We start from the raw sequence: 13902 nt of genomic DNA on the forward strand, positions 1-13902 counted from the left end.
TGTGGCTAATAGCCATATTTGTGAGCGCCTGACGCGACATTTTCCTGCTTTTGCGTAGAATTGCCCGCACTGTCTGGCATGGATGCGTTAACCGGATCCATGTCACAGGAGCGCTCATGTTGACTGGTCACTACACGCCCTCACTGGTCTTCATCTCCATATTCGTTGCGATCCTTGCTTCGTATACCGCTCTCGATCTGGCTGGCCGCATTGCTTCGGCCAAAGGCCGTGCCGTTTACATATGGATGGGCGGCGGAGCTTTTGCCATGGGCATCGGCATCTGCTCCATGCACTTTATCGGGATGCTGGCTTTCCAGTTGCCCATCGAGGTGGGTTTCGACATCTCTCTGACCCTGTGGTCACTGCTGATTGCAATGGTGTCTTCGGGGATTGCCTTGTGGCTGGTCAATCAGCCGCAATTACCCTTGTCGCACCTTGCGCTCGGTGCCTTGTTCATGGGGGGCGGCATCAGTGCCATGCATTACACCGGCATGGCTGCGATGAGTATGCAGCCCGGCATCGAATACGACCCCTTTCTGTTCATCTTGTCCTTGTTGATTGCCGTGCTGGCTTCGGCGGCTGCCATCTGGATTGCCTTCCGTTTGCGCAACCGGACTTCCAATGTGTTTCTGGTCCGTGCCGGGGCTGCTGTGGTCATGGGCGTGGCCATCGTGGGCATGCACTACACCGGCATGGCGGCGGCCAGCTTTCCCGAGGGCAGCTTCTGTGGCGCGCTGGGTAACGGGCTCAAAACCGACGGCCTGGACAAGCTGGTGCTGGTCACCAGCCTGGCGGTACTGACTATTGTGCTCCTGACCTCGATCCTCGACGCCCGTCTGGAAGCCCGCACCGCTGTGCTGGCCAATTCGCTGCTCGAAGCCAACCGTGAACTGACTCACCTGGCCCTGCATGACAGCCTGACCAGCCTGCCGAACCGTGTACTGCTGGCGGATCGTATCGAGCAGGCCATGAAGAAGGCGAACGACAGTGGCGGCTGTTTTGCGTTGATGTTCATGGATCTGGATGGCTTCAAGCCGGTAAACGATGCGTTTGGTCATCATGTCGGCGATCAGCTGTTGCGTCAGGTCGCGTTGCGCCTGCGTGAAAACCTGCACCGCCATGACACCCTGGCGCGTATCGGTGGCGATGAGTTCGTGTTGCTGATGGAGTTGCAGGATGTCGAAGATGCATTGGCCGTGGCTTCCCGCCAGGTGAATGTGATTGCCCAACCGTTCGATATTGCCGGACACACTTTGCAGGTTTCGGTCAGCATCGGGATCTGCATATACCCGGGCAATGGCCAGACCCTGCATGAACTGCTGATGAACGCCGACGCAGCGATGTATCACGCCAAGGCGGCCGGCAAGAACGGTTACAGCTTCTTCGAGTCGTCGATGAACGCCAATGCCCGCAACCAGATGCAAGTCCTGCAAGACTTGCGCACAGCCATCCGGCACAAGCATTTCTGCCTGCACTACCAGCCCAAGTTCGATGCGGTCACCAATACGCCTGTCGGGGCTGAAGCCTTGCTGCGCTGGAATCACCCGGAGCAGGGTATGCTCGGGCCGGACACGTTCATCGAGCTGGCGGAAAAGACCGGCCTGATTATCCCGATTGGCGAATGGGTGCTGGATGAAGCCTGTCGCCAGATGAGCGAATGGTATGCCCAGGGCTACACCCATTGGCGTATTGCGGTAAACCTGTCGGCCTTGCAGTTCTGTCATGCCGGACTGGTCACGACGGTCGCCAATACCTTGTCCAGGCACCGGCTCGCGCCCAACTGCCTGACCCTGGAAATTACCGAAACCACGGCCATGAGCAATGCCGAGGTCACCATGCACGTCTTGCAGAAGCTCTCGGCCATGGGCGTCGATATTTCCATTGACGATTTCGGCACCGGTTACTCCAGCCTGATGTACCTCAAGCATCTGCCAGCCAATGAAATCAAGATCGACCGTGGTTTCGTCCGTGACCTGGACCATGACCTTGATGATGCCGCCATCGTTTCGGCCATCGTTGCCGTAGGCCGGGCTCTGGACTTGCGCATTGTTGCCGAAGGCGTTGAAAACAGTGTTCAGCAGAGCTTTCTTACCAACCTGGGTTGCAATGCCTTGCAGGGCTATCTGCTGGGGATTCCATTACCTGCGCAACAATTCATGAGTCATATCCAGTCGATCGAGGAGGACTCATCGACGAGGCTGAATGGAGCGATGGCTGAAATACAGGATGGCGTTCATATCAAAACGCTGGCAGGATCGATTCTGCATGCGAGCGCCGTGGGTCCGCTAGGCTCTGTGTGAGCAACGGATCCCTGGCGATCCCTGGCCCCTGAAAAACCCACGAGAGACATTCATGGATAAAGTCCTCCTCATTACCGGCGGCTCCCGCGGGATCGGTGCTGCCACGGCGCTTCTGGCGGCTTCATACGGTTATCGAATCTGCATCAATTACCTGTCCGACCATGCTTCTGCCGAGAAAATATGCACCCGAGTCCGGGAATTGGGGGCGCAGGCCATTGCGGTACAGGCCGATGTCAGTAACGAGGACGAAATCATCCGCCTCTATGCGCGTATCGATTCAGAGTTGGGATCTGTTACTCATCTGGTCAACAACGCCGGGACCATTGCCCATACCTCGCGGCTGGACGACATGTCCGAGTTCCGCATGCTCAAGATCATGATGACCAACGTGGTCGGCCCGATGCTGTGCAGTAAACACGCCTTGTTGCGCATGTCGCCGCGCCATGGCGGCAACGGCGGCAGCATCGTCAACGTGACCTCGGCTGCCGCCCGACTGGGTGCGCCGGGTGAATATATCGATTACGCCGCTTCCAAGGGGGCGCTGGATACGTTCACCATCGGTTTGTCCAAGGAGGTCGCAGGCGAGGGGATTCGGGTCAATGCGGTAAGACCGGGCTTTATCTTCACCGACTTTCATGCCCTGAGTGGCGATCCGTTTCGGGTCAGCAAGCTCGAAGGGGACATCCCCATGTGTCGGGGCGGAAAAGCCGAAGAGGTGGCCGAAACCATCGTCTGGCTGCTGTCGGACCATGCTTCATACGTGACCGGCACTTTTATTGATGCGGCGGGCGGGCGCTGAGGCTCAATTGTCCAGCAACGAACGAATGATCCGCCCCAGGGTTTCCATGGCCTTTTCGGAGGCCGTGGTCCAGGGGCTGCCGTAGTTCAGGCGAATGCAGTTGCCAAAGCGTCGGGTTGGCGAAAAAATTGGTCCCGGCGCAATACTGATCCCCTGTGCCAACGCCACCTGGAAGACTTTCAGCGAGTCGAGCGGCTCCGGCAGTTCAACCCACAGAAAATAACCGCCCACCGGCTGACTGACCCTGGTCTGTGCCGGGAAGTATCGACCGATGGCACCCAGCATGGCTCGCTGTTGATCTTCCAGTGCATAGCGCAATTTACGCAGATGCCGGTCGTAACCACCGTGTTGCAGATAGTCCGCAATGGCGGCCTGAGCGGGCATCGAAGCGCACAGTGAGGTCATCAGTTTCAGGCGTTCGATTTTCTGCGCGTAGCGGCCAGCCGCCACCCAGCCGATCCGATAGCCTGGCGCCAGGCTTTTGGAAAACGAGCCGCAATGCATGACCAGCCCATCGGTATCGAAGGCTTTGGCCGGTTTCGGGGCCTGAGGACCGTAGTACAGCTCGGCGTAGGCATCATCCTCGATCAACGGCACCTGATGCTCGCGCAACAATTCCACCAATTCACGTTTGCGCGCTTCAGGGACCAGAGCGCCGGTCGGGTTCTGGAAAGTGGTCATGCACCAGCAGACTTTGATCGGATGGCGTTCCAGAGCCTGTTTCAAAACGCCCAGATCGATACCGTCACGGGGATGAGTCGGAATCTCCACAGCCTTGAGTTTCAGGCGCTCCAGCACTTGCAGGCAGGCGTAAAACGCCGGCGCTTCGATGGCCACCAGATCACCCGGCTCGGTGACGGCTTGCAGGCACAAATTCAGGGCTTCCAGTGCGCCATTGGTAATCAGCAATTCCTCCATGGGCAACACCAGGCCATTGACCATGTAGCGCAAGGCGATCTGGCGGCGCAGTTGCGGATTGCCCGGCGACATGTCGGTGACCACCATGCGCGGGTCCATGTCACGGCTGGCGCTGGCCAGCGAACGGGAAAGGCGCGGCAACGGAAACAGCATCGGACTGGGGAAGGCCGAGCCAAAGGGCACGGTATTGGGGTCCTTGATGGAGTCCAGCACTGAAAACACCAGCTCACTGACATCCACCTCGGTGGATTCATTGACCTGGGTGCTGACCTGGGGCTCGCTGAACGGTTTGGGAGTATTGCCGACAATGCTGTTGACGAAATACCCGGAGCGAGCCCGTGCCCGAATCAACCCGCGACGTTCCAGCAGGTAATAGGCCTGGAACACGGTGGAAGGGCTGATGCCATGGGTCTGGCTCGCATAACGCACCGAAGGCACCCGCTGGTCCGGCCCTAACACGCCACTGCGAATCAACTCGGCTACATCGTCGGCATACTTCTCGTAACGCTTCATGGCATCACCGCTAATGAGGTAGCCGGACTATAAAGGCGAGGCTGTTTGCAGAACAGATGCAGGTTTGTGATTAAAAAGCAGATCAGATAAACGCCGTACAAGCGAATTCATTCGCGAAGAGTTCGTACACCCGAAGAGTCATGTCGTTTGAAATACCGTCTCGCGAATGAATTCGCGCCTACTCTCTGACGGTGTGATGTCGCTTGTCCTGCGCACCTTGCACCGTCAACGCATCGGCATCCGCCTCGGTTATCGGTACGTGCTGTCCATCTATCAGCGCCTCGGACATATGGGTCGCATCGTTGGTCGTGATGATCACATCAGCCACGAGGCTGCGCAAAATCCTATCGTGAAATGTCACGGAGCAGGATTGGTGAGCGCTATCGAATTCCAGTGTCATGGCACAGCTCCTTGAGGTGTGCGTCAAAACTCTCAGACATTCATGCCCTGCACATTGATTGGGGTCAGGGTTCGACGCAGGAGGTGTGCAGAGGCGCAACCTCCTGCTCCCGATCATTGCGGCAAGTCGTCCATCACAATGACAGGTGGCTCCTGCGGCGGTGGATCGCCCGCCGGTGGCTGAATCACCGGCGGCCTGGTCGGTGGCGGCTCTTCGGCGGGGGGCGGCACGGGCAGGGCGGGGTTATCGATATTCGGGTCCGGTGTTTCGGCAGGAATGGGGATATTCATGGTGTTCACCTCGATACCAGATAAGTGGCGTTCGTGATGTTTGACCGTCGGGGGCGGTCGGGAATTCAGACTGTTTTGTTCTGGGGCGACAAGAGTGTGCGCTGAGTGGTTGTTTCGTCCTCTGTTGTATATGAGGCTGCTTGTGCTTCTCTCAGTTCTCTTAATACGCGCCATTGTGTCTCTGATGTACTGTCTTTAATGGCGCCTGGGTGTTGAATGTCAAAAAACAAAAGTTCGTAATCAAAGATTTTAATTGGCATGGCTTGCCTTCTTTGCGGGCTTGTAAAATGCGGCTTGCCTTGGCGGCATGCGTGCTGCCGGCTTTGGCTGGAGTGCACAGGATTAGTCTGGATGTACGGCGTTTTTTATTTGTTTCATGCCTTCAGGTCAACATGATTGCGCGTGCCAGAATTTATAAGTTTTCTTTTGTGGAAACGTCTCACGTGTATTTAGGAGGTTTCTAAGTTGTTGCTGAATTTTATTCGGACTCCTTGATGGTTGTAAGATGTTTCCGTAAACCCAATCAACAGGCAGGGTCACACTCAATAAATATCTGATTTGAGAAACTACGCACATTTATCTCCAAGCCGTCTCCCACCGCTTCAACTCTGCACACTTGACATACCTCCCAAAAAAAGCCGACAAACGGTCGTCCAGGTTTTGCTTTCCCTAGCCGCTCAGGCGTTATGCGCTGTGGAATGGCCCGGCCCTGAGCGAACAGATTCGTCTACGCTGAGGCTCGTTCTCAAACTTTTTGAACTTTGCCTGTACCGGCGGCTCGGAAAACCATGCGACAGATTCAGGCGAATCAGGACCGTCTTTTCCTGTGCGCACCGCATCGATACAAAACCTTTTTTCTGCATGGATTGCACAGGAGCGTCCCAGGGGCGTGAGGAGTGATGCTCGATGAATGTGACTGCTGATCAGCCATACGGCCCGGATTCCCTGGCCTCTGATGTTCCACACCCAACCCGTCCCTTGACCCTGACCCATGCCCTGCAATTGCCGCGTATCGTGATCGAAGACACCATGCCGGTGATCGATGGCGGGTTGTTTGCCGTGAAGGGCATCGTCGGGCAGAAGGTCACGGTGACCAGCAAGGTGTTTGCCGACGGGCATGACAAGCTGGCGGTGCGTGTCTGTTGGCGGGCTGATGGTGAAGAGAACTGGCAGGACGCTTTGTTGCGTGACCTGGGCAATGACAGCTGGATCGGTGAGTTCACCCCGACATCGGTTGACCGTTATGTGTTTCGCCTGGAAGCCTGGATCGATCAGTACGCCAGCTATCGCTACGAACTGGAGAAAAAGTTCGCAGCCGGTGTGTCAATCGAGCTGGAGCTTGAAGAAGGGCGCCTGCATCTGCTGCATGCGGCCGAACGCACTCAGGGAGCCTTGCGCCAGCAGATCGAAAGTGTTCTCGAACGTCTCGGCCAGATAGACGCCGATGGCCGTGTCGCATTGCTCTTGCACAGTGAAACCTCGGCCTTGATGGTTCAGGCAGACAACCGTGCGTTTCTGAGCCGTAGCATCGAGTTCCCGTTGGATGTGGAGCGCCAGCTGGCGCAGTTCGCCAGTTGGTATGAGTTGTTTCCCCGCTCGATTACCGATGATCCGGCACGGCACGGCACCTTCAATGATGTGCACTCGCGCCTGCCGATGATTCGGGACATGGGCTTCGATGTGCTGTATTTCCCGCCGATACATCCCATCGGACGCGCTCACCGCAAAGGCCCCAATAACTCGTTGACTGCAGGCCCGGACGATCCCGGCAGCCCGTATGCCATTGGCAGTGAAGATGGCGGTCATGAGGCCATTCACCCGCAACTGGGTACCCTTGAGGATTTCCGTAATCTGGTAGCGGCCGCCGCAGAACATGGTCTGGAAATCGCTCTGGATTTCGCTATTCAGTGTTCTCAGGATCATCCCTGGCTCAAGCAGCATCCGGGCTGGTTCTCCTGGCGCCCGGACGGCACCATCCGTTATGCGGAAAACCCGCCGAAGAAATATCAGGACATCGTCAACGTCGACTTCTATGCCGCCGATGCGATTCCCGGCCTGTGGCTGGAGTTGCGGGACATCGTGCTGGGCTGGGTCGAGGAGGGCGTGAAGATCTTTCGGGTCGACAACCCGCACACCAAGCCGCTGCCGTTCTGGCAGTGGATGATCGGTGACATTCGCAGCCAGCATCCTGATGTGATGTTCCTGGCCGAAGCCTTTACCAAACCCGCGATGATGGCGCGGCTGGGCAAGGTCGGCTATTCACAGAGCTATACCTATTTCACCTGGCGCAACACCAAGGCCGAGCTGTCCGAGTACCTGACCCAGCTCAATCAGCCGCCATTGCGCGATTGCTATCGTCCCAACTTCTTTGTCAATACGCCGGACATCAACCCGTACTTTCTGCACCAGTCGGGGCGGGCAGGTTTTCTGATCCGTGCTGCGCTGGCCACCATGGGCTCGGGCCTTTGGGGTATGTATTCGGGCTTCGAGTTGTGCGAGTCGGCCCCGATTCCCGGCAAGGAGGAATATCTGGATTCCGAGAAGTATGAGATCCGCGTCAGGGACTTCACGGCGCCAGGCAATATCATTGCCGAGATCGCCCAGCTCAATCGCATCCGCAGGCAGAACCCGGCGCTGCAGACCCATCTGGGCCTGAAGCTGTATGCGGCCTGGAACGACAATATTCTGTATTTCGGCAAGCGCTCGGATGATGGCAGCAACTTCATTCTGGTTGCGGTCAGCCTCGATCCGTTCAATGCCCAGGAGGCGCACTTCGAGTTGCCGCTTTGGGATATGGGTTTGCCTGACGATGCTGCTACGTCGGGCGAAGACCTGATGACCGGGCATCGCTGGACCTGGTACGGCAAGATTCAGTGGATGCGGATCGACCCTTCGTATCAGCCATTTGGCATCTGGCGGATCCAGGCCGCGAATTGAAGAGGCAGGAGCCCGTAATGGCGAAGAAGAAAGCTACTAACGCCACATTCATCAACGACCCGCTGTGGTACAAGGACGCGGTGATCTATCAAGTTCACGTCAAGTCGTTCTTCGACTCCAACAACGACGGTATCGGTGACTTTGCCGGCCTGATCGACAAGCTCGATTACATTGCCGAACTGGGCGTCAACACCATCTGGCTGTTGCCGTTCTATCCCTCGCCACGACGTGACGATGGCTACGACATTTCCGAATATCGCGATGTGCACAGCGATTACGGGACCATGGCTGATGCCAGGAAATTTATCGCTCAGGCTCACAAGCGTGGCTTGCGGGTCATCAGCGAGCTGGTCATCAATCACACCTCGGACCAGCATCCGTGGTTCCAGAAGGCGCGGCACTCCAAGCCCGGCTCCAAGGCTCGCGACTTTTATGTGTGGTCCGATACCGACCAGAAGTACGAAGGCACGCGGATCATCTTTCTGGACACGGAAAAGTCCAACTGGACCTGGGACCCGGTGGCCGGTCAGTACTTCTGGCACCGTTTCTACTCCCACCAGCCGGACCTGAACTTCGACAACCCCCAGGTGATGGATGCCGTGCTGGACGTCATGCGCTTCTGGCTGGACCTGGGAATCGATGGCCTGCGTCTGGATGCCATTCCTTATCTGATCGAACGGGATGGCACCAACAACGAGAACCTGCCCGAGACTCATCAGGTCCTCAAGCGTATCCGCGCCGAGATCGATGCCCATTATCCGGATCGCATGCTGCTGGCCGAAGCCAATCAATGGCCGGAGGACACGCAGCTGTATTTCGGTGATACCCATGGACCCAATGGCGATGAATGCCACATGGCGTTTCACTTCCCTTTGATGCCGCGCATGTACATGGCGCTGGCCCAGGAAGACCGTTTTCCGATCACTGACATTCTGCGCCAGACACCGGAAATTCCGGCCAACTGCCAGTGGGCGATTTTTCTGCGCAACCACGATGAGCTGACCCTGGAAATGGTCACCGATCGTGAGCGGGACTATCTGTGGAATTACTACGCGGCCGACAAGCGTGCACGTATCAACCTGGGCATTCGTCGACGTCTGGCTCCGCTGGTGGAGCGTGACCGGCGTCGCGTCGAACTGCTCAACAGCATGCTGTTGTCCATGCCGGGTACGCCGACGCTGTATTACGGCGATGAAATCGGCATGGGTGACAACATCTACCTGGGCGATCGCGACGGGGTTCGCACGCCGATGCAGTGGTCCATCGACCGCAATGGCGGTTTCTCCCGGGCCGATCCGGCCAGTCTGGTATTGCCGCCGCTGATGGACCCGCTGTACGGCTATCAGTCGGTCAACGTCGAAAGCCAGGAGAAAGACCCGCACTCCTTGCTGAACTGGAATCGCCGCATGCTGGCCGTACGCAAACAGCAGAAGGCCTTCGGGCGCGGCACCCTGAAAATGCTGTCGCCGTCCAATCGTCGCATCCTGGCCTACATTCGCGAATACACGGGGTCGGATGGACATAACGAGATCATTTTGTGCGTAGCCAACGTGTCCAGTGCCGCCCAGGCCGCCGAGCTTGAGCTGTCGGCCCATGCGGGCACTGTTCCGGTGGAAATGCTCGGCGGCAGTGCTTTCCCGCCGATCGGGCAACTGAGTTATCTGCTGACGCTGCCACCTTATGGTTTTTACTGGTTTCTTCTCGCCCCGGAGAATCAAATGCCCAGTTGGCACGTGGAACCTGCGCAAAGCATGCCGGACTTTCCCACGCTGGTACTCAAGAAGCGTCTTGAGGAGTTGCTCGACGAGCCGTTGCGCAGCACGATGGAAAGCACCTCCCTGGCGGTCTACCTGCCCAAGCGCCGCTGGTTTGCGGGCAAGGACAAGGCTATCGAGCAGGTCAATATCACCTATGCCGTTCGCTTCGGCGACCCGTCGCATCCGGTCCTGCTCAGTGAAATCGAGGTCACGGCCGGTGGCCAGCCTGAGCGCTATCAACTGCCTTTCGGGCTGCTGGCCGAAGACGACATCAGCAGTGCCTTGCCTCAGCAACTGGCGCTGGCCCGTGTACGACGTGGTCGACAAGTAGGTCTGATTACCGATGCCTTCACCTTGGAAACCTTTATCCGCGCAGTGATTCAGGGCATGCAGGATCAGACCGTACTGACCAGCAGCGAAGGCGAATTGCGTTTTGAAAACACCTCGGAGCTGGCTCCGCTGGGCTTGAGCGATGAGTCGGAGGTGCGTTACCTGTCCGCCGAGCAGTCCAACAGCTCGGTGGTGGTGGGCAGCAGTCTGGTGCTCAAGCTGATCCGCAAGGTCAGTGCTGGTATTCACCCGGAGCTGGAAATGGGCGCTTACCTGACCAATGCCGGTTATCGGAACATTTCGCCTTTGCTGGGTGCCGTGACCCGAGTCGGCAATGACGGACAACCGCACCTGTTGATGATTGCCCAGGGCTACCTGAGCAATCAGGGCGATGCCTGGGAGTGGACCCAGAACAACCTGGAGCGGGCGGTGCGCGATGCACTGGCGCATGGTGTGTCCGAGCAGGAGCAGCATTACAACGCATTGCTGGAACTGGCGGATTTCTCCGGTTATCTGGGGCAGCGGCTGGGAGAAATGCACCAGGTTCTGGCAACACCTACCGACAACCCGGACTTCGCGGTGCAAGTTACCAGCGCCAAGGACAGCCAGGCGTCGGCGAAAAGCGTCGGCGAACAGCTTGATCGTGCCCTGCAGTTGCTCGATCAGCGCAAGGATTCGCTGGGTGCCGATGATCAGCAACTGGTCAGCGACCTCATCGCCCGGCGCAAGTCCATCCAGAATCATGTGCAGGATCTGGCCAAACGCTCGGTGGGCGGTTTGCGCATGCGTGTTCACGGCGACCTGCACCTGGGCCAGGTATTGGTGGTCAAGGGCGATGCCTACCTGATCGACTTCGAGGGCGAACCTGCCCGCAGCCTGCCCGAGCGGCGCGCCAAACACAGCCCGTTCAAGGACGTCAGCGGCGTTTTGCGCTCTTTCGACTACGCTGCCGCCATGGCCGTGCGCAGCGCACAGAGCGTGGATACTTCCCAAGAGGCTGGCGTGGCCCGGCAGTCTGTGGCAGATACCTATCTGTCTCAGGCCCGCGAGTCTTTTCTGGGCGGATATCGCAAGGCAACCGCCGGTCTGGCCCATGAATGGAAAGACAAGACAGGGGAGAGCGCAGCGCTGGAATTGTTCACCCTGGAAAAAGCTGCTTATGAAGTGATCTACGAAGCCGAGAATCGTCCGAGTTGGTTGGCCGTGCCTTTGCAAGGTTTGCGTGGGTTGCTGGAATTATCCGATGGAGAAACCAAATGAATTTGCCTGACAAAATCGGCACGGGCCGCCAACCAATGCCCGCAGCCGTCGATATGGATGCGTTGATCCGTGCGGAGCACAGAGATCCCTTTTCCATTCTCGGGCCGCATGACGATGGCGCTCACGGGCAGTTCATCCGCGCGTATCTGCCGGGTGCCTTGAGTGTCCGGGTGCTTGCCCAGAATGACGGGCGGGATCTTGGTGAACTGCAGATGAGCGAAGTGCCGGGTTTTTTCGTCGGGCATTTCGAGCATGCACAGCCATACCTGTTGAAGATCAACTGGGCAGGCGGTGAACAGGTCACTGAAGATCCCTACAGCTTTGGTCCGTTGTTGGGTGAAATGGACCTCTACCTGTTTGCCGAAGGCAATCACCGCGACCTGAGCAGTTGCCTGGGCGCACAGATCACCAACGTTGCGGGCATCGATGGCGTGCGCTTTGCGGTCTGGGCACCCAATGCCCGCCGGGTTTCGGTGGTAGGCAACTTCAATAACTGGGACGGACGTCGCCATCCGATGCGCCTGCGTCATCCCTCCGGTGTCTGGGAAGTGTTCGTGCCTCGCTTGCAGGCAGGCGAGGTCTACAAATACGAGATTCTGGGCAGCCAGGGCATTCTGCCCTTGAAGTGCGACCCGGTGGCTCTGGCAACCACCTTGCCGCCCGATACCGCATCAAAGGTCGCCAACCCCCTGCAATTCGACTGGCAGGACCATGACTGGCTGCATTCTCGTGGCGACCGCCACACCCAGGCGGCGCCATTGTCGATCTACGAGCTGCATGCCGGGTCCTGGCAGATGGAGCAGAACGAAGATGGCACACAATGGCGGCAATACAACTGGCGTGAACTGGCTGACAGACTGATCCCTTACGTCAAGGAACTGGGTTTCACCCACATCGAGCTGATGCCGATCATGGAGCACCCTTTCGGTGGCTCCTGGGGTTATCAATTGCTGGCGCAGTTCGCTCCTACGGCGCGTTATGGTTCGCCCGAGGATTTTGCATTCTTCGTCAACGCCTGCCATCAGGCCGAAATCGGCGTGATCCTGGACTGGGTGCCTGCGCATTTCCCCACCGATACCCATGGCCTGGCCCAGTTCGACGGCACGGCGCTGTATGAATACGGCAACCCTCAGGAAGGCTTCCACCAGGATTGGGACACCCTGATCTACAACCTCGGTCGCACCGAAGTGCATGGTTTCATGCTGGCCTCGGCGTTGCACTGGCTCAAGCACTTCCATATCGACGGCCTGCGGGTGGATGCTGTGGCGTCGATGCTGTATCGGGATTATTCGCGCAAGGCTGGCGAATGGGTGCCGAACCGTTTTGGCGGGCGTGAAAACCTCGAAGCCATCGACTTTCTGCGTCACCTCAACGATGTGGTCGCGATTGAAGCGCCGGGCACCATGGTGATTGCCGAGGAGTCCACGGCCTGGCCGGGCGTCACCCAGAACACCCAGCAGGGCGGGCTGGGGTTCTCCTATAAATGGAACATGGGCTGGATGCATGATTCGCTGCATTACATGCAGCAAGACCCGATTCACCGCGCCCACCACCATAACGAGCTGAGCTTTGGCCTGGTGTACGCCTGGTCGGAGCGTTTCATCCTGCCGATTTCCCATGATGAAGTGGTACACGGCAAGCACTCGCTGATCGACAAGATGCCGGGTGATCGCTGGCAGAAATTCGCCAACCTGCGTGCCTACCTGACCTTCATGTGGACGCATCCGGGCAAGAAGCTACTGTTCATGGGCTGTGAGTTCGGCCAGTGGCGCGAGTGGAACCACGACGAGCAACTGGACTGGTACCTGCTGCAATATGCCGAGCATATCGGCGTGAAAAAGCTGGTATCGGACCTCAATCGTTTGTATCGCCAGGAAAAGGCCCTGCACGAGCGTGATGCCGAGCCGATGGGCTTCCAGTGGCTGATCGGTGACGATGCGGCCAACAGCGTGTTTGCGTGGCTGCGCTGGAGCAAGGAGGGCGAGCCGCTGCTGGTGGTCGCCAACATGACCCCGGTGCCTCGTGAGAGTTACTGCGTGGGCGTGCCTTTTGCCGGAACCTGGGTCGAGTTGCTCAACAGTGATGCTGAAACTTATGCCGGGTCGAATCTGGGCAATGGTGGTGGCGTTCATAGCGAAGACAGTCCGAGCCATGGCATGCCAGCTTCCGTTTCATTGAGCCTGCCGCCGCTGGCGGTGTTGATCCTCAAGCCCAAGGTCGAGGAATAGCGCGTCTGCGTAGGAGCAATCGGGCGGCGATCCGTTCATTCGCGAGAGACCGATACATCCGAAAAAATGTATCGTCTTAAATACCGCCTCGCGAATGAATTCGCTCTCATCAAAAAAGACGCAATACCATGAACTAGAACGTATTTTATGTAGGGTAAAAATGTTATCCG

Annotated in this window: 8 protein-coding genes and 1 pseudogene; 5 read left to right on the forward strand and 4 right to left on the reverse strand. The window is 57.8% G+C overall.

Going from position 1 to position 13902, the window contains the following annotated elements; translation table 11 throughout:
- Positions 1–116: 116 nt before the first annotated feature.
- Together CKW23_RS17350 and CKW23_RS17355 are read left to right on the forward strand one after the other, a co-directional pair.
- Positions 117–2180 (forward strand): annotated as a pseudogene (locus tag CKW23_RS17350) (putative bifunctional diguanylate cyclase/phosphodiesterase); the annotation flags it as partial.
- Positions 2181–2352: 172 nt separating this feature from the next.
- The gene (locus CKW23_RS17355) at positions 2353–3099 is read left to right on the forward strand and encodes an SDR family oxidoreductase (RefSeq protein WP_095068047.1); all 747 of its coding nucleotides are present in this window, start codon (positions 2353–2355) and stop codon (positions 3097–3099) included.
- 3 nt (positions 3100–3102) lie between these two features.
- On the opposite strand, the gene mapR is transcribed toward CKW23_RS17355, so the two are convergent.
- The 4 genes from mapR to CKW23_RS26275 all read right to left on the reverse strand — a co-directional run bounded on the left by mapR (position 3103) and on the right by CKW23_RS26275 (position 5480).
- A complete protein-coding gene (mapR, locus tag CKW23_RS17360; RefSeq protein ID WP_095068048.1) occupies positions 3103–4530 on the reverse strand; it encodes a GntR family transcriptional regulator MpaR in 1428 nt (475 codons plus the stop codon).
- A 178-nt stretch (positions 4531–4708) separates the two neighbouring features.
- On the reverse strand, positions 4709–4930 hold the full coding sequence (locus tag CKW23_RS17365) for a DUF3203 family protein (protein ID WP_025260099.1): 222 nt from the start codon (positions 4928–4930) through the stop codon (positions 4709–4711).
- 113 nt (positions 4931–5043) lie between these two features.
- A complete protein-coding gene (locus tag CKW23_RS26705) occupies positions 5044–5220 on the reverse strand; it encodes a hypothetical protein (protein WP_167333078.1) in 177 nt (58 codons plus the stop codon).
- 65 nt (positions 5221–5285) lie between these two features.
- Positions 5286–5480, reverse strand: coding sequence for a hypothetical protein (locus CKW23_RS26275; protein WP_143008728.1), 195 nt, complete (start codon positions 5478–5480; stop codon positions 5286–5288).
- Positions 5481–6126: 646 nt separating this feature from the next.
- On the opposite strand from CKW23_RS26275, the gene CKW23_RS17370 reads away from it, so the two are divergent.
- Genes CKW23_RS17370 through glgB form a run of 3 tightly spaced genes read left to right on the forward strand, consistent with a single transcriptional unit; the run spans position 6127 to position 13732 of the window.
- Positions 6127–8157 carry an alpha-1,4-glucan--maltose-1-phosphate maltosyltransferase gene (locus CKW23_RS17370; RefSeq protein WP_025260100.1) on the forward strand — a complete coding sequence of 677 codons (2031 nt, stop codon included), beginning with the start codon at positions 6127–6129 and terminating at the stop codon, positions 8155–8157.
- 17 nt (positions 8158–8174) lie between these two features.
- Complete coding sequence (gene treS / locus CKW23_RS17375) at positions 8175–11504, forward strand: maltose alpha-D-glucosyltransferase (RefSeq protein WP_025260101.1); 3330 nt, start codon at positions 8175–8177, stop codon at positions 11502–11504.
- On the forward strand, positions 11501–13732 hold the full coding sequence (gene glgB / locus CKW23_RS17380; RefSeq protein WP_025260102.1) for a 1,4-alpha-glucan branching protein GlgB: 2232 nt from the start codon (positions 11501–11503) through the stop codon (positions 13730–13732). Before treS ends, glgB begins: the two co-directional genes overlap by 4 nt.
- Positions 13733–13902 lie beyond the last annotated feature (170 nt).

Source organism: Pseudomonas sp. Irchel 3A18 (assembly GCF_900187465.1).
Lineage (GTDB): Bacteria > Pseudomonadota > Gammaproteobacteria > Pseudomonadales > Pseudomonadaceae > Aquipseudomonas > Aquipseudomonas cichorii.